The organism is Mycobacterium europaeum (genome assembly GCF_002102155.1).
GTDB lineage: Bacteria > Actinomycetota > Actinomycetes > Mycobacteriales > Mycobacteriaceae > Mycobacterium > Mycobacterium europaeum.
The window spans coordinates 64876-80430 of the sequence record NZ_LQOU01000046.1 but is presented as its reverse complement, the minus strand read 5'-3'; the positions used below and the strand labels follow the sequence as shown (position 1 = coordinate 80430).

Sequence of the window (15555 nt, the reverse complement as noted above, 5' to 3'; positions counted from 1 at the left end):
GCCCGCTCCCGCCCTGTGATTGACTGCGACGATGCAAAGACAACCGATGCTGGCGCGGCGCTTCTTCGACCGGTTCGAGCCGGTGCATGCGGTGACGTATTTCGCGCCGGAGGCGCGTGCGGCGCTGGACGCGCTCGGTTTCCGCGGTTTCTGGATGGGCTACTTCGCGGCCCGGTCCGCGCCGCTGGGCATGGTGCCGCGCGAGGTGGTCACCGCCATCTTCTACAACTTCGCCCCCGAGCGGGTCGCCAAGGCTCTCCCGGCGGCCTGGCAGGTCGCCGATCCCGACGCGACGTTGCGCGCCCGCCAGGAGTCCGCCGTCGCCGCGCTGCGCCGTTACGGACTGGGCGCGGACGAAAACGTCCGCACGGCAGCGGATTTAGCAGGGAAGGCGGCGCGGCAGGCGCCACTGGACGGGCGCCCGCTGTTCGCCGCGAACCTGGCGCTGCCCTGGCCGGACGATCCGCTGGCCGCACTGTGGCACGCGACGACCCTGTTGCGCGAGCACCGCGGCGACGGACACGTGGCGGTGCTGGCCGCCGCCGGCATCTCGGGCCGGGAATCCAACGTGCTGCATGCCGCCGCGGGCGGGGTGCCCCGCGAGTACATCGCGCGCACCCGCGATTACGACGAGGCGGCATGGGCGCACCACGCACGGCGGCTGGCCGAGCGGGGCCTGCTCGCCGATGACGGCTCGCTGACGATGGCCGGCCGCGAACTCAAAGACCACATCGAACGATCCACCGACGCGCTTTCCCTGTCGGCACTCGATGCGCTCAGCGACGACGAGGTGGAAACCCTGTTCCGGGCGCTCACGCCGATCACCCGTGTCGTGGTCTCCGGGGGCGATGTTCCCGACCTCACCCCGATGACCTTGCGCCGCGACGAATTGCACGACGACAGCGCGCACTTGACCTCCTAGCCCGTGCGGGCGGACCCACTGAGGTGATCACCACCACGCTCACACGCCGGTCCGGCGTCATGTGTCCTCCTTGCTGAGGGCGACTGCCCGCAAACGACGTGTCCTGACCGGGTTAGCCTGAGCCCATGAGCAGCCAGCGGATACCCGGCGGAGTGGTGCACGAGCTTCCCGCGGACCTGCGTGAGTCGCTGATCGGCAACGCCACGGCGCTCGCCGCATGGAAGGACATCACCCCGTTGGCCCGCAACGAGTTCATCTGCTGGGTCGAGGACGCCAAGCAGGAGGCGACCCGTCAGCGCCGCATCCGCCGGACGCAGGAGGAGCTGGAAGAGGGCAAGCGCCGGCCGTGCTGCTGGCCGGGTTGCAAGCACCGCGAGCGCACCGGCAAATGAGCGCGCCCGTCACCGGCCCAGCGACTTGTAGAACACCAGGCCGTTGCCCTTGTTGTCGTAGACCACTGCGCGGCGTTCGTGCGCGTCGTCGTAGGGCCCCTTGACGATGCCGCCGCCGCTGGCCTCCACCGCCTTGGCCGCGGCGTCGACGTCCGCGGTCTTGATGCCGACGACGACCTGGCCAGGTATGGGATGGTCCACCGCCGTCGCCAGCGCGAGCGTCACCGGGCCGCCGTCGAGGGCGGCGAAGTGCGCTCCGTCGCGGAATTTGAGCGGCATGCCCAGGGTCTCGCTGTAGAACCGGATCGACTCGTCGAGGTCGTCGGTCGACAGGACGATCATCTTTACTTCGTGGTCGCTCACGGGGCCTCCTCTGGCGCTGGATGGCATACAGACTAGGCCGGGAGGCCGAACAGGAGAAGGGGGGATCCACCGAAAACGGCCGCGCGCTGGACACGTTGCGCGGCAGGGCTATTCGTCGGTTCGGTGCTTAGACCGGGCGAACGTCAGGTGCGTCCCGCCGGAACCACCTGCCCGTCAAGGAAATCCATCGGTGGCCCGTCCCCGTGGGCGACGTCGCGGTCGGCGACCGCGGTGGCCAAGGCGGTGCCGTCCTGAATGGTTCCGACGATTTCGACGTGGTCGTTGACGGTGAAACGCGGCGTGGCGCTGCCGGATTGGACGCCGCCGTGAGCGATCAGGGTGGTGCCGGGGGTGACGAGATAGGTCTGGGTGTACCCGTTGGCGCTGCGCGCGGTGACCGAGCCCTCCGACACGGCGATCACGGTGCCCTCCTGCCGCACCGGCTGGGACGCGGGCGGCGGCGACTCCTGCCTCGCCCCGACGGTCCGCTTCTCGTCGTGGGGCGCGTTGAGTACCAGGGCGGTCAGGGTCGCCGCGCACAGCATCGAGGCGGAGATGACGTCACACAGGCCCGCGACACCCGAGCCCCGCCGCGCCGCAGGATCCGCTGGCCGTCTTTGCTCTGGCGCCCCGGTCATTCGATGCTTCGCACTCACGATCATCCTTCCCTGCGGTTTTGCGCCGACGACGGTCGGCGCGCACCCAAACAGGTTGTTGCTCGTGGATTTACCCCGGGACCGGGGCTGATAAACCGATCCGGGCGCGCCTGCGGCTCGCCCGGGTTGTCAGCCCTTGGTCAGGGTGAACTGCGCGACGTCGGTGTAGCCCTCGCGAAACAGGTCGGCGCAGCCGGTCAGGTATTTCATGTACCGGTCGTAAACCTCTTGGGACTGAATCGCGATGGCCTCGTCGCGGCGCGACTCGAGGGCGGCCGCCCAGGTGTCGAGGGTGCGCGCGTAATGCAGCCGCAGTGGCTGGACGAGCTTGAGGCTGAAGCCAGCGCGGGTCGCGTGCTCTTCGACGTTCTTAGCTTGCGGCAGGTCACCGCCCGGGAAGATCTCGTCCATGATGAATTTCATGAACCGCAGCTTGGTCATGGTGATGGGCAGTCCGCGCTCGGCGAATTCCTCGTCGCTGGGCTTGATGATGGTGTGCAGCATCATCACCCCGTCGGCGGGCAGCGCCTCGTACGCCATCTTGAAGAAGTCGGGGTAGCGGTCGCGGCCGAAGTGCTCGAAGGCGCCGATGGACACGATGCGGTCCACCTTTTCGTCGAACTGCTCCCAGCCCTGCAGCAGCACGCGCTTGCTGCGCGGGCTGGGGTGCTGGTCCAGGCGCTGCTGCACGTGTGCCTGCTGGTTGCGGCTCAGCGTCAGGCCGACGACGTTGACGTCGTAACGCTCGAGCGCCCGCACGATGGTGGTACCCCAGCCGCAGCCGATGTCGAGCAGCGTCTGGCCCGCCTGCAGCCCGAGCTTGCCCAGTGACAGGTCGACCTTGGCGAGCTGGGCCTCTTCGAGGGTCATGTCGTCGCGTTCGAAGTAGGCGCAGCTGTAGGTCCGCGTCGGGTCCAAGAAGAGCGCGAAGAACTCGTCGGACAGGTCGTAGTGGGCCTGAACGTCCTCGAAATGCGGCTCTAGGCTTGCGGGCTCGCTGCGATTTTCCGGCACAAACAACCTCTGACATCGGTGGGGCTTAACGGCGTGCGATCGCTGTCGATCGGCATGCTGGTGCCCCAGTGTATCCGCACGGTCTGCGCCGCCCCGTCGGCGCGTTCCCCCGGTTGACTGGTTCGGCGCCATGGGACACCATGGCCGCGAACCGTAGCGGTGAGGGAGGTGGGGCGTCGCGATGGCTGACATCACCATGTTGATCCTCGCCGACCACGAGTGGTTCCGCGAACAGTTCGCCAGGCTGGACGACCTGCAGGCTCAGACACCGACCGACCAGGCCGCCCTGGCGCGGGTGTGGCGCCCCCTGGCCGACAAGCTCGACGTGCACGCCTACATCGAGGAGAAGATCTTCTACCCGCAGTTGCTGACGCGGGGCTCCGATGACGCCGAAGGCGAGACGCTCGACGCCATCGGGGACCACAACGACATCCGCGACGGGGTGCGCGACGCCAACGCCGCCGAAGTCGGCGACGAAGAGTGGTGGGCCGCGGTCGGGCGCACCCGTGAGGCCAACGACGACCACATGGGTGAAGAGGAGCGAGAAGGGCTGTCGGACTTCCGTCGCAGCGCCCCCATCGGCCTTCGTGAAGCGCTGGGGCGCCAATACAGCGAGTTCATGGCCGAGCATCCCACCACCGAGGGCTTGCCGATCGTCGACCGCGACCCCCAACGCTACGTCGAGGACATCGAGGCCGGCGGGCGGTCCGCGCCACGGGAACGGTCCGCGCCGCCGCAGGATTTCTCGCTTCGCATCGGCAGCCTGAAAGGTCAGTGAATTCCCGTCGACCCGGCCCGGGTCGCTACCATCGGCCACCGGTCGGGTGGAGACGATAGAGCCGGTTGGGAGTGAGATTTGTTCGGCCCGCGACACTTCTGGGTACGCAATTCGTCGATGAGTGCACGGGGCCGCCGGAGGAAATGGGCACGCAAAGAGATCAGGGTCGCCGACCCGGCCATGCGCCAGACCATCATGGGCACGGCCATCGGCAACTTCATGGAGTGGTACGACTTCGGCGTCTACGGCTACATCGCCACCACCATCGCTCAGGTGTTCTATCCCGGTAAGAGCGTCAGTGGCGTCCACCTCCTCGCGACCTTCGGCACCCTGGCGGCGGCGTTCGTGGTGCGCCCGCTCGGCGGGTTCATCTTCGGCCCGCTCGGCGACCGCATCGGACGGCACCGGGTCCTTGTCGTCACCATCCTGATGATGACGGTGAGCACCACCGTGACGGGTTTGCTTCCCGGGTACAGCGTCATCGGCATCTGGGCGCCGGTCCTGCTGGTCGTCGCCCGCGTCTGTCAGGGCCTGTCGACGGGCGGCGAGTACGTGGGCGCGATGACCTACCTGGTCGAGCAGGCGCCCGACCACAAACGCGGCATGATGGTCGGGTTTTTGCCCATGGGCAACCTGGTCGGGTTCGTGCTCGCCGGGATGCTGGTGACCGGGCTGCAGACCTGGCTGCCCGAGAACGACATGCTGACCTACGGCTGGCGCATTCCGCTGCTGCTGGGTCTGCCCTTCGGCCTGTTCGCGCTATTTCTGCGGCTGCGGCTCGAGGAGTCCTCCGCCTACGAGACCGCGACCGACGGCGCGCACCCGCCCGAGAGTGGCCGGCAGCAGTTTCGGCGCACGGTCGTCGACCAGTGGCGCGGCCTGCTGATCTGCGCGTCCCTGGTGCTCACCTCACAGGTCGCCGACTTCATGCTGACCGGCTACCTGCCGACGTACCTCAAGTTGTTCGTTCGCGTCGGTCACACCGCCGGGTTGGTGATGATCGTGGTGACGCTGGCGATCCTGATGGTCACGGTGGTGCTGGTCGCCGCGCTGTCGGATCGCATCGGCGTCAAACCGATCATGTGGACGGGCTGTGCACTGCTGATCGTGGGCTCCATCCCCGCGTTCCTGCTCATCCGCTTCGGCAGCATCTACCCGGTGATCTTCCTCGGCGTTCTCCTGATCGGGGCGATGGAGCTGTGCTTCGACAGCACCGCGCCCGCCATGCTGCCGGCGTTGTTTCCCACCAACGTGCGCTACGGGGCGCTGGCCATCTCGTACAACATCTCGATATCGGCCGTGGGAGGCACCACGCCGCTGATCGCCCAGGCGCTGGTCTCCGGCACGGGCAACGTCATGGCGCCCGCCTACATGCTGATCTTCGGTGGCCTGGTGGGCGCCGTCACGCTGCTGTTCACACCGGAGGTGGCCGGCAAGCCGCTGCCCGGTTCCGGGCCCGCGGTGGAAAGTGAACAGGAGGCGCGGGAGCTGGCCGACGACGTCAGGTAGCCCTCCCGCCGAGACACCTGAAATCCGTTGCTCACGCGGCCGTTTCGCGTTCACTAGGCGAAAGCGGCTGACGGCGAACGCCTTTGGGTGGGGCGTGTGAGAATCCCCGGCCTGGGTATATAAGCGTTGTGCTTCAGCGTCACCGCCGTCCGGCCGCCCCTGCGGACGCCCCACCCGGGCCGCCGCGTTGACGGCGCAGCCCAAGCCGGTTCCCGATGACCTCCGCCGGTTGGCCGCGGCACACGGGGTGGCGACCTCCTATCGCAACGAGCGGCGGGAGCCCGTGCAGGTCGACGCCGAGGTCGTCATCCGGGTGCTCGGCCTGCTCGACGTCGAGGCCGCGAGCGAAGCCGACCGGCGCCGCGAGTTGGCCCGACTGGCCGAGCGTGACCGCCCGGGCGCCCTGGCGCCGACCGTCGCCGTGCGGGTGGGCGGACGTCCCCGGCCGATGCCCCGCGCCGCCCTGCTGGTCAGCGAGGACGGCGAGCGGATCGAGGTGCGCGACGAGCTGCCCGGTGACCTGACCCCGGGCTGGTATCGGCTGCACCTGGACGACGGCCAGGAAGCGACCCTGGTGGCCGCGCCGCCGCGCGTGCCGCCGACGCCGGAAACGTGGGGGTGGATGCTGCAGCTCTACGGCTTGCGCTCGGCGCGGTCCTGGGGCGTGGGCGACCTGGGCGACCTGCGGGAGTTCCTCGAGTGGACGGCCTCCGAACACGGGGCCGGCGCGGTGCTGCTCAACCCGCTGCACGCGCCCGGTCCGACGCATCCGGTGCAGCCGTCCCCCTACACCCCGTCGAGCCGGCGGTTCGCCACTCCGCTGGCCTTGCGGGTCGAGGACCTCGACGCGTACCGGCGGGCCGATCCGGACACCCGCGCGGAGGTGGACGCGCTGCGGGTCTCGGCCACCACCGAGCGGATCGACTATGACCTGGTGTGGGCGGCCAAACGGTCGGCCCTGGAACTGCTGTGGCGAGCCGAAGGCCGGCCCAGCCCGTTGGACGAATCGCCCGCCGGGACGGGGCTGCGGGACTGGGCCACGTACTGCGCGCTGGCCGAACGCCACGGCGGCCGGTGGACCCGATGGCCCGCGCCGCTGCGTGACGTCGCCGGGCCGGCGGTAGCGGCGGCCCGCCGCGAGCTGGCGCCGCGGGTGGCGTTCCATGCCTGGGTGCAGCGGCGCTGCGACGAGCAGTTGGCCGCCGTGCGCGACGCCGCCCGGGACGCGGGAATGGCGCTCGGTGTGCTGCACGACCTGCCGGTGGGCGTGGACGCGAACGGCGCCGACGCGTGGGCGCTGGCCGACGTGCTGGCCGCCGGGGTGAGCGTCGGGGCGCCACCGGACAACTTCACCCCGCGGGGACAGGATTGGGGACTGCCGCCGTGGCGGCCGGACCGCCTCGCCGCCACCGGCTATGCCGCGCTGCGGGACATGCTGCGGGCGGTGCTCGGCCACGCCGACGGTCTGCGGATCGACCATGTCGCCGGGCTGTGGCGGCTGTGGTGGATTCCGCCGGGCGACGGCCCGGATCGCGGCACCTACGTGCACTACGACGCCGACGTCATGCTGGCGGTCCTGGCGCTGGAGGCGCACCGGGCGGGCGCCACCGTCGTCGGCGAGGACCTGGGCACCGTCGAACCGGAGGTGACCCAGGCGCTGGCCGACAACGAGATGCTCGGGTGCGCGGTGTCCTGGTTCACCCGCGACCAGTCGGCGCCCGGCGAGCCGCTGCTTCCGCCGGCGAAGTGGCCGTCGCGGGCGGCGGCCAGCCTGTCCACCCACGACCTGCCCACGGCGGCCGGATTCCTGCGCGGCGAACACGTGCGGGTGCGCGCCGACCTGGGCCTGCTCGACGACGTCGCGGGCGAGCAGTCGGTGGCCGACAAGGAACGCGCCGAGTGGCTGGAGCTGCTGCGCGCCGAGGGCCTGCTGGCGGGTCCGGACCCGGACGAAACCGCGATCATCGCCGCGATGCACCGGTTGCTGGCGGCCACCCCCAGCCGTCTGAAGCTGATCTCGCCATACGACGTGCTGGCCGAACCCCGCCAGCCGAACTTGCCGGGCACCATCGACGAGTATCCGAACTGGCGGCTTCCGCTACCGGCCACCCTCGAGGAGCTACGCGCCGACCCCCGGGTCGCCGGGATCACCGCCGCCTTCCGCAAGTCGCGATAGCCGCCGCACCCGCCCGTCCCGTTTCGGGCATTCGCCGGCACCTTCACCCCTCGACCGCCCCCGTTCGCGCGCATGCGCCCAAACTGCCGCGCCCGCAAGCGCTTCGGCCGGTGACCGGATTCGGCGCGGTGATTCGCGATTAACAAACGCGCGCTGCGGCTACTACGACATGGGCGTGTGCCGCGTGGACGGCGCAACGAAAGAACGGGGTTGACCATGGAACCGATATCGCCGACCGATGCGCTGTTCCTCATCGGCGAGTCGCGCGAACACCCGATGCACGTGGGATCGCTGCAACTCTTCGAACCGCCCGAGGACGCCGGACCCCATTTCGTCCGGGAGTCCTACCAGGCCATGCTCGAGTGCACGGACGTGCAACCAACGTTCCGCAAGCATCCGGCCTTCTTCGGCGGTCTGACCAACCTCGCGTGGTCGTTCGACAAGGACGTCGAGCTCGACTACCACCTGCGCCGCTCGGCCCTCCCCGAGCCTGGCCGGGTCCGCGACCTGCTGGAGTTGGTGTCCCGGCTGCACGGCAGCCTCCTCGACCGGCACCGCCCGATGTGGGAAGCCCACCTGGTCGAGGGCCTGCAGGACGGCCGGTACGCGGTCTACACCAAGTACCACCACTCCCTCATGGACGGCGTGTCGGCGATGCGGCTGGTGCAGCGCGCCTTCACCCCCGACCCGCACGACGACGAGGTGCGCGTCCCGTGGAGTCTCGGTCCGCGCAAACGTGGCGGGGGGCACCAGCGCCGGTCGCTGCTCGGGCGCGCCGGCGACGTCGCCGGTTCGGCGCTCGCCCTGGCGCCGTCCACGCTCAAGCTGGCCCGGGCCGCGCTGCTCGAGCAACAGCTCACGCTGCCGTTCCGGGCGCCGCGCAGCATGTTCAACGTCCGGATCGGCGGCGCCCGCCGGGTGGCCGCCCAGTCGTGGTCGCTGGACCGGATCAAATCGGTCAAGTCGACGGCCGGGGTGACGATCAACGACGTCGTGCTCGCCATGTGTGCCGGGGCGCTGCGCGCCTACCTGCTCGAGCAGGGCGCGCTGCCGGACGCCCCGCTGACGGCGATGGTGCCGGTCAATCTCCGCAAGGCCGACGACGACCGCGGAGGCAACCAGGTCGGCACATTCCTGTGCAACCTGGCCACGGACCTCGACGACCCGGCGCGGCGTCTCGAGATCATCGGCACTTCGATCCGCGACACCAAAGAGGTGTTCCAGCAGTTGCCCCCGGTTCAGCAGCTGGCGCTGTCGGCATTCAACATCGGTGGCCTGTTCTTCGGGCTGATCCCCGGCTACCTGTCGGCGGCGTCACCGCCGTTCAACATCGTCATCTCCAACGTGTCGACCGGACCCTCGGAGCCGCTGTACTGGCGTGGTGCGCGGCTGGACGGAAACTATCCGCTGTCCATTCCGCTCGACGGGCAGGCGGTCAACATCACCGTGACCAACAACGCCGGCAACCTCGACTTCGGCCTGGTGGGCTGCCGCCGCAGCGTGCCACACCTGCAGCGGCTGCTGGGCCACTTGGAGACGTCGCTGAAGGATCTCGAGCGCGCCGTCGGGGTGTAACCGGGTGACGGGCTAGGACGTCCGGGGCCGGGTGGTGTAGTCCAGGCACACCGTGGTGCCGTCGGGGTGGGCGTTGATGGTGCAGTGGTCGGCGAGTGCGTGCATCAGCATGATGCCGCGAGACCGGCGTGGATCGCTGAGGCGCTGCGGCGAGGGATGATGCCACGATCCGCGGTCGCTGACGCACACGCTGATCGACTGGGCGGCGGGGTCGTGGCTGGCCTGCAGTTTCATGGTGCCGGCCGCGCGGTGGGTCCGGTAGGCGTGCTCGACACAGTTGGCCAGCGCCTCGTTGACGCCGAGGATGATGTCGTCGCGAACCTCCGCGGGGGCCTCAGTCACCTCCTGAAGCCACCGGCGCAGGGCGCGCCGCAGTTCGGCCGCCGTCACGGCGTCGGCGGCACCGGCGCAGGTCAACCGCGCGGGAGTCACGACCGTGGGTGGAAGAAGTGAGGTCATGCTAAGGGCATACCCAGTTGCGGGCGTGGTGTTAACTTGTTGGCCGTCTCGCTTTGGCCACGGCCGGGTAGCCATTGGGAATCGGCTTGCCGTCCAACGACATACAGAGATATCGAGCATCCGGCTGGGCACCCTGGTGACCTACGCGGCGTCCCGCTATCCGGGCCCGCTGGCCATCGCGGTGGCGCAGGTGGACGAGATGAGCTCGGGGCGGGTCGAATTCGGCTTGGGCGGCGGCTGGTTCGAGAAGGAGCATCAGGCCAAACGGACCCCGCAGCTGGCGGCGAAATACGCGGCAACCAGCCCACTCGTCGGCACGCCCACGGAGATCGTCGACAGGCTGGACGCCTGGAAAGCCATCGGCGTGCAGCGCGTCTATACCCGGTTGCTGGACCTGTCCGATCTGGCGCATCTGGAGTTGGTGGCGAGCGAGGTCATGCCGCAACTGCTTTGACGCGCACAGAAGCTCGTCACGAGGACTCGGCGTCGGCGCGCTCCTCCTCGAGCCGATCCTTGCTGCGCAACAACCGCAGCAACGTCACGAACAGAAGGCCGCCGAGCATGTTGCCCACCACCGTGTAGGCGAACCAACCCAGCCAGGTCAGGTAGCCGAACGGCGCTTTGCCCGTGGCCAGCGCGCCGAAGATCAACAGCGAATCAAGAATCGAATGGAACAGCCGCAGCCCGGCGAGCAGGAAGGCGGCGGCGACGGCGGCGGCGATCTTGGCGGGGACGGAATCGGTGCCGTGTTGCATCCGGGTCATCAGCGTGATGACCATGCCGCCGAGAACGGCCAGCGCCATGCTCTGGCCGGACAGCGGCGCGGTCGCGAAGTGGGTGCCGGATTCGATGGTCTGCGCATGCAGCTCGGGGAATCCGGTCATGATCAGCCACATGATCACCCAACCACCCACCAGGTTGGCGAACATGGTGCCGCCCCAGAGTTTGAACAGCTGCGGGAGGCTGGCGCGCTTGGCGGCCACAGTGACGACGGGGATGATGAAACCCTCGGTGAACAGCTCACTGCGGCCCAGCAGCAGCGCGAGGAATCCGATCGAGAACGCCACGCCGGCCAGCAGCGGGCGGTGGGTGGCGTCCAGCACCGCCAGGTAGGCGAGCACCCCGATTCCCACCTCGGTGCCACCGAAGAAGCCGGTGACCAGCACGCCGCGCCAGGTGCGATGCAGGCGCTGGGTGCCCTCGCTCAGCATCCTGCTGAAGGCGTCCTCGAGCTCGTCCTCGATCGGACTGTCCGTCTGCCCGAGCTGGCGTTGGGTGGTCTCACTCATGGTGGATGGCCAGATACCCGTTATCCCGCGGGCGGACCATCCGGTGTGAGGCATCTGACATGATCCGCCGGCCCCGTCACCTGCGCGGTCGCAGCACGGGTGTCACCAGTTCGCCCCTGTCGAGGTAACTCTCGAGGTTGCGGATCGCGAGCAGCGCCATCGCCCTGCGGGTTCGGGCGGTCGCGCTGCCGATGTGCGGGAACAGCACCACGTTGTCGAGCGTGAACAGCTCGGCCGGCACGTGCGGTTCGTCGGCGAAGACGTCCAGCCCCGCCCCGCCCAGCGCCCCGCCGGCCAGCAACTCCACGAGCGCGTCCTGATCGACGACGCTGCCGCGGGCGATGTTGATCAGGTAGCCCTCCGGTCCCAACGCCTCGAGGACCGTGCGGTCGACCAGATGGCGGGTCTCGTGGTCGCCGGTGGTGGCCACGACGAGTATGTCGACCGACTCGGCGAGCGCCACCGGCGAGCCGGCGTAGCGGTACGGCGACCCGTCGATGCGGTGGCGATTGTGATACGCGACGGCACAGTCGAATCCGAGCAGACGGGTCGCTATGGCCGACCCGATCCGGCCCAGGCCCAATATCCCGACCTGCAGACCGCTGACGTCGCGGCCATAGGGAAAAGGGCCGTCGCGTACCCATCGGCCCGCCCGCACGTAGCGGTCCGCGGCGCCGAAGCGGCGCAGGGTCATCAGGATCAGGCCCAGGGCGGTGTCGGCCACGGTTTCCGACAGGACGTCGGGGGTGTTGCTGACGCCGATGCCGCGGCGTTGCGCCGCCCGCAGATCGATCAGGTCCACCCCGGCCCCGTTGTTGACGATGACCTCGAGGTTGGGCAGCGCCGCGATCATGTCGGCGTCGATGCCGGGTGAGCCGGATGTGATCACCACCCGGACGTCGGCCCCGTGGTCGGCCAGGAAGGCGGCCCGCCCGGGGCCGTCGGGAAGCCTCTCGATGTCGTAGCGCGCGCTCAGCTCGGCTTCGAAGGTCGGCTCGAAGGCGCCGACCCGCACCGCGCTCATGATCTTTGTTCTGGTCACCTCTCCATCATCGAGTGTGGGGGAAATATCCGGGCGCCGACCGTCGTTGTCAACCGCGACGGTGTCGGACATTCCCCCGGGTACCACTTCAGAATCGTCGCTTCGAGCGACCACTTGCCGCGAGGCGCGAAGACGGCACCGTCCCAAACTTTTTCGGCGCGTGCGGGAAGCAACGGCGCTGCGGTGCGGTTGCAACACGAATGCGCATCGGAGTCGTGTTCCCGCAAACAGAGCTCGGCGGAGACCCCGCAGCCGTCCGCACGTACGGGCAGGCAGTCGAAGGGCTCGGCTTCACCCACATCCTCGCCTATGACCACGTGGTGGGCGCCGACCCGAGCGTGCACCGGGGCTGGGATGGGCCCTACGACATCGACTCGACGTTCCACGAGCCGTTCGTCCTGTTCGGCTACCTGGCCGCGATCACGTCACTGGAACTCGTGACCGGTGTCATCATCCTGCCGCAACGGCAGACGGCACTGGTGGCCAAGCAAGCCGCCGAAGCCGATCTGCTGACCGGTGGCAGGTTCCGCCTGGGCATCGGATTGGGCTGGAACGCCGTGGAATACGAGGCGCTGGGCGAGACGTTCACCAATCGCGGCAGGCGCTCCGAGGAGCAGATCGAGCTTTTGCGCAGGCTGTGGACCGAACGATCGGTCACATTCGACGGCACATACCACACGGTCACCGCCGCGGGACTGGCGCCGCTGCCCACCCAACGCCCGATTCCCGTGTGGATCGGCGCGGCCTCCGACCGCGGGTTGGAACGCGCGGGACGGCTCGCCGACGGCTGGTTCCCGATGACCGTTCCGGGACCGGGCCTGGACCATGCGCGCGCGCAGGTGCAGCGCGCCGCCGCGGCCGCGGGCCGGGACGCGGCCGGCCTCGGCATGGAAGGCCGGGTCAGCTGGACCGGCGACCGCGACAAGGCCGCCGCCGACGTCGCGGCCTGGCGCGCCGCGGGCGCCACCCACCTGTCGGTCAACACCATGAACGCGGGGCTCGCGACCGTCGACGACCACCTCGCCGCGCTGGAGCGGGTCGCGGCCGACCTGAAGTAGCGGCTAACCGGCTTCCGCTTCGACCAGGCTCAGGTGGACGGCGCGGTGGGCTTTCGGCGGCTTGCGCACGCGCCCATGAGGTTCCATCAGCCCGTTGTGGACCTTGACCTCTCCGCCGGTCGCGCAATGCCGGCGCTGCCAGTCGCTGATCGCCTGGTGCGCCGCGTGATCGAGGTAGTTGGCCAGCAGGTGCACGGTGACCGTGGTGCGTTCGGGGATCGTCGCGAGCACGCCCGTCAGCCGGGGCAGGGCGAGGAAGGTGCACGCCCCTTCGATGATCACGTGCCATTCGTCACCCACCGGCTTGGCTTCCACTTTGGCGCGCACCACCCGCCACCCGGTCACGACAACCGCCACGACGAGACCGATCATCACGCCGTGCAGCAGGTTGAGGAAGACGACGCCGACAATGGTCACCAGGTAGACGACGAGATCGCCGTTGCGCAAAGCGGTCTCGATGTGGGCCGGCTTCAACAGCTCGATTCCGATGACGATTAGCAAACCCGCCAGCGCCGCGGTGGGGATCTGTTCGACCAGCCCCGCGAAGGGCACGGCGAACAACAGGATCCAGACCCCGTGCATGATCGTCGAGGCGCGAGTTCTGGCGCCCGCGTTGACGTTCGCCGCGCTGCGCACGATCACGCCCGCGATCGGGAGCCCGCCGATCGCGCCCGACGCCATATTCGCCGCCCCCTGCCCGATCAGCTCGCGATTGAAGTCGGTGCGCGCCCCGGTGTGCATGCGATCGATCGAGACCGCGGTCAGCAGGCTTTGAACGCTGGTGATCAGCGTGACGGTGATCACCGCGATCACCGTCGCCCCCCAGTCGCCCTCGGGCAGCTGAGGCAGCCGCAGCGCCTCCAGCACCGAGCCGTCCAGCCTGATGCGGGAGACGTTGAACGGCAACGCAACCGAGAGAACGGTGGCGGCGACGATGGCGACGAGCGGGCCCGGGATCTTGGCCACCCGGGGCGGGACCCAGCGCCAGGCGACCAGGATGCCGATGACAAGCAGGCCCAGGACGACCCCGGGCCGGTGCGCACCGACGATTTGCGCGGGCAGGCCGACGACGTTCGTCCAGGCCGAGCTCTGCGATTCACCACCCAGCAATACGTGCACCTGCTGCAGCGCGATCGTGATCCCGATTCCGGCGAGCATGGCGTGCACCACAACCGGTGAGATCGCCAGAGCTGCCCGTGCGATTCTGCTGAGTCCCAACATGACTTGCAGCGCTCCGGCGATGACGGTGATGAAACATGTCACCGCCCAGCCGAACTGCGAGACCAGATCGGCGACGACGACCGTGAGTCCGGCCGCCGGACCACTGACCTGCAACGGTGACCCGCCGAGGCACCCCGCGACGATGCCTCCGACGATCGCCGCGAGCAAGCCGGACAGCACGGGGGCGTCGGATGCGATCGCAATCCCCAGCGACAATGGAAGCGCCACCAAAAAGACCACCAACGACGCCGGCAGGTCGTACTGCATGACCGCGCGCCACCGATCGGCGCGCGTCGGTTCCGCCCCCTCGCTGTCGTTTTCGCGTGGCCGCCCGGCGGGTAGCATCGGCCCTCCCTGGGATGTGCAATGAGGGGCGCGTTCGGGTAGCCACCCGTGACGCGCCAAGAGCGCACTGTAAACATCTGGGGCACAATGGATCACCGCCGCCGGGAACGTCGTTGTTCTGCTCAGCGTGCCCTGCCTATGCGTATCGACGGTATGGGCCGGTCAACCCGGTCGCAACCCGACGGTCCGGGCGCATATCGAATGCAAATCTTTTGCCGCGCAGAACGGTCGGGGTGTCGATGACCCCTGCTTCGCGCCGCCCGGCGAAATCACCTGCGGCGCAGCGCATCTACTCCAGGACGAAGACGGGTATCCGCCTCGTTGTCTTCTCCTGATATTCGGCGTAGGGAGGGTAAGCCTCGACCGCCCGTTGCCACCACTGCTCGCGCTCGGCCCCCTCGAGTTCGCGCGCCCTCAGCGCGAACACCTTTTCGCCGTCCTGCAGTGTGACGTCCGGATTGGCCTTGAGGTTGGAGTACCACAACGGATGGGCGGGGGCGCCGCCCTTCGACGCGACCATGGCGTAACGGCCGTCGTTTTCGACGCGCATCATCGGCACGTACCGCTTCTTGCCGGACTTTGCTCCGGTCACGGTCACCAGCACGACGGGCCGACCCAGAATCTCGACCCCGTCGGTCGTGCCCTGCTTGAGGATTTGCTCGGTCTGGTCGCGCACCCAGCCCCTAGGGCTCAGTTCGATCTCGTCGGCCATACCCGATCTCAACACGTCCTCGCTCCGCAGTCATCCCCCAGCCG

General features: G+C 69.0%; 15 protein-coding genes and 1 pseudogene. 8 read left to right on the top strand and 8 right to left on the bottom strand.

What is annotated here, in order from left to right; translation table 11 throughout:
• Positions 1-31: 31 nt before the first annotated feature.
• Together AWC03_RS21325 and AWC03_RS21320 are read left to right on the top strand one after the other, a co-directional pair.
• Positions 32-922 (top strand): SCO6745 family protein, encoded by an 891-nt coding sequence (locus tag AWC03_RS21325; protein WP_085242702.1) that lies wholly within the window; start codon positions 32-34, stop codon positions 920-922.
• A 125-nt stretch (positions 923-1047) separates the two neighbouring features.
• Entirely contained in the window at positions 1048-1314 is a 267-nt protein-coding gene (locus AWC03_RS21320) for a YdeI/OmpD-associated family protein (RefSeq protein WP_085242701.1), read from the top strand.
• 9 nt (positions 1315-1323) lie between these two features.
• On the opposite strand, the gene AWC03_RS21315 is transcribed toward AWC03_RS21320, so the two are convergent.
• The 3 genes from AWC03_RS21315 to AWC03_RS21305 form a co-directional block, all read right to left on the bottom strand.
• Positions 1324-1677 carry a VOC family protein gene (locus tag AWC03_RS21315; RefSeq protein ID WP_085242700.1) on the bottom strand — a complete coding sequence of 118 codons (354 nt, stop codon included), beginning with the start codon at positions 1675-1677 and terminating at the stop codon, positions 1324-1326.
• 143 nt (positions 1678-1820) lie between these two features.
• Complete coding sequence (locus AWC03_RS21310) at positions 1821-2339, bottom strand: single stranded DNA-binding domain-containing protein (protein ID WP_085242699.1); 519 nt, start codon at positions 2337-2339, stop codon at positions 1821-1823.
• Between the two features lie 123 nt (positions 2340-2462).
• Entirely contained in the window at positions 2463-3347 is an 885-nt protein-coding gene (locus AWC03_RS21305) for a cyclopropane mycolic acid synthase family methyltransferase (RefSeq protein ID WP_085242698.1), read from the bottom strand.
• A gap of 181 nt (positions 3348-3528) precedes the next feature.
• Between AWC03_RS21305 and AWC03_RS21300 the strand changes: the two genes are divergently transcribed.
• The 4 genes from AWC03_RS21300 (at position 3529) to AWC03_RS21285 (ending at position 9385) form a co-directional block, all read left to right on the top strand.
• Complete coding sequence (locus AWC03_RS21300) at positions 3529-4125, top strand: hemerythrin domain-containing protein (RefSeq protein ID WP_085242697.1); 597 nt, start codon at positions 3529-3531, stop codon at positions 4123-4125.
• 180 nt (positions 4126-4305) lie between these two features.
• The gene (locus tag AWC03_RS21295) at positions 4306-5634 is read left to right on the top strand and encodes an MFS transporter (protein WP_085242696.1); all 1329 of its coding nucleotides are present in this window, start codon (positions 4306-4308) and stop codon (positions 5632-5634) included.
• Positions 5635-5881: 247 nt separating this feature from the next.
• Positions 5882-7810, top strand: coding sequence for a 4-alpha-glucanotransferase (gene malQ / locus AWC03_RS21290; RefSeq protein WP_249025929.1), 1929 nt, complete (start codon positions 5882-5884; stop codon positions 7808-7810).
• A 216-nt stretch (positions 7811-8026) separates the two neighbouring features.
• On the top strand, positions 8027-9385 hold the full coding sequence (locus AWC03_RS21285; RefSeq protein WP_085242695.1) for a WS/DGAT/MGAT family O-acyltransferase: 1359 nt from the start codon (positions 8027-8029) through the stop codon (positions 9383-9385).
• A 12-nt stretch (positions 9386-9397) separates the two neighbouring features.
• On the opposite strand, the gene AWC03_RS21280 is transcribed toward AWC03_RS21285, so the two are convergent.
• Positions 9398-9844: an ATP-binding protein gene (locus AWC03_RS21280; protein ID WP_085242694.1), complete on the bottom strand. Its 447-nt coding sequence runs from the start codon at positions 9842-9844 to the stop codon at positions 9398-9400.
• Positions 9845-9950: 106 nt separating this feature from the next.
• Here AWC03_RS21280 and AWC03_RS21275 point away from each other — a divergent pair.
• Positions 9951-10298 (top strand): annotated as a pseudogene (locus AWC03_RS21275) (LLM class flavin-dependent oxidoreductase); the annotation flags it as partial.
• A gap of 16 nt (positions 10299-10314) precedes the next feature.
• On the opposite strand, the gene AWC03_RS21270 reads toward AWC03_RS21275, so the two are convergent.
• Positions 10315-11133 (bottom strand): formate/nitrite transporter family protein, encoded by an 819-nt coding sequence (locus AWC03_RS21270; RefSeq protein ID WP_085242693.1) that lies wholly within the window; start codon positions 11131-11133, stop codon positions 10315-10317.
• 76 nt (positions 11134-11209) lie between these two features.
• Positions 11210-12157, bottom strand: a complete 948-nt coding sequence (locus AWC03_RS21265; RefSeq protein ID WP_090421386.1) for a 2-hydroxyacid dehydrogenase — start codon at positions 12155-12157, stop codon at positions 11210-11212.
• A gap of 218 nt (positions 12158-12375) precedes the next feature.
• Between AWC03_RS21265 and AWC03_RS21260 the strand changes: the two genes are divergently transcribed.
• The gene (locus tag AWC03_RS21260; protein ID WP_085242692.1) at positions 12376-13233 is read left to right on the top strand and encodes an LLM class F420-dependent oxidoreductase; all 858 of its coding nucleotides are present in this window, start codon (positions 12376-12378) and stop codon (positions 13231-13233) included.
• A gap of 3 nt (positions 13234-13236) precedes the next feature.
• Here the strand turns inward: AWC03_RS21260 and AWC03_RS21255 are convergent, their stop codons facing one another.
• The gene (locus AWC03_RS21255) at positions 13237-14799 is read right to left on the bottom strand and encodes a SulP family inorganic anion transporter (protein WP_085242691.1); all 1563 of its coding nucleotides are present in this window, start codon (positions 14797-14799) and stop codon (positions 13237-13239) included.
• A 289-nt stretch (positions 14800-15088) separates the two neighbouring features.
• Entirely contained in the window at positions 15089-15511 is a 423-nt protein-coding gene (locus tag AWC03_RS21250; protein WP_085242690.1) for a nitroreductase family deazaflavin-dependent oxidoreductase, read from the bottom strand.
• Positions 15512-15555 lie beyond the last annotated feature (44 nt).

Coding starts and splice junctions, on each gene's coding strand:
- AWC03_RS21310 (WP_085242699.1), bottom strand. CDS start 2,339: ATGATCGTGAGTGCGAAGCATCGAATGACCGGGGCGCCAGAGCAAAGA.
- AWC03_RS21285 (WP_085242695.1), top strand. CDS start 8,027: ATGGAACCGATATCGCCGACCGATGCGCTGTTCCTCATCGGCGAGTCG.
- AWC03_RS21300 (WP_085242697.1), top strand. CDS start 3,529: ATGGCTGACATCACCATGTTGATCCTCGCCGACCACGAGTGGTTCCGC.
- AWC03_RS21295 (WP_085242696.1), top strand. CDS start 4,306: ATGCGCCAGACCATCATGGGCACGGCCATCGGCAACTTCATGGAGTGG.
- AWC03_RS21260 (WP_085242692.1), top strand. CDS start 12,376: ATGCGCATCGGAGTCGTGTTCCCGCAAACAGAGCTCGGCGGAGACCCC.
- AWC03_RS21325 (WP_085242702.1), top strand. CDS start 32: ATGCAAAGACAACCGATGCTGGCGCGGCGCTTCTTCGACCGGTTCGAG.
- AWC03_RS21255 (WP_085242691.1), bottom strand. CDS start 14,799: ATGCTACCCGCCGGGCGGCCACGCGAAAACGACAGCGAGGGGGCGGAA.
- AWC03_RS21270 (WP_085242693.1), bottom strand. CDS start 11,133: ATGAGTGAGACCACCCAACGCCAGCTCGGGCAGACGGACAGTCCGATC.
- AWC03_RS21250 (WP_085242690.1), bottom strand. CDS start 15,511: ATGGCCGACGAGATCGAACTGAGCCCTAGGGGCTGGGTGCGCGACCAG.
- AWC03_RS21280 (WP_085242694.1), bottom strand. CDS start 9,844: ATGACCTCACTTCTTCCACCCACGGTCGTGACTCCCGCGCGGTTGACC.
- AWC03_RS21320 (WP_085242701.1), top strand. CDS start 1,048: ATGAGCAGCCAGCGGATACCCGGCGGAGTGGTGCACGAGCTTCCCGCG.
- AWC03_RS21265 (WP_090421386.1), bottom strand. CDS start 12,157: ATGAGCGCGGTGCGGGTCGGCGCCTTCGAGCCGACCTTCGAAGCCGAG.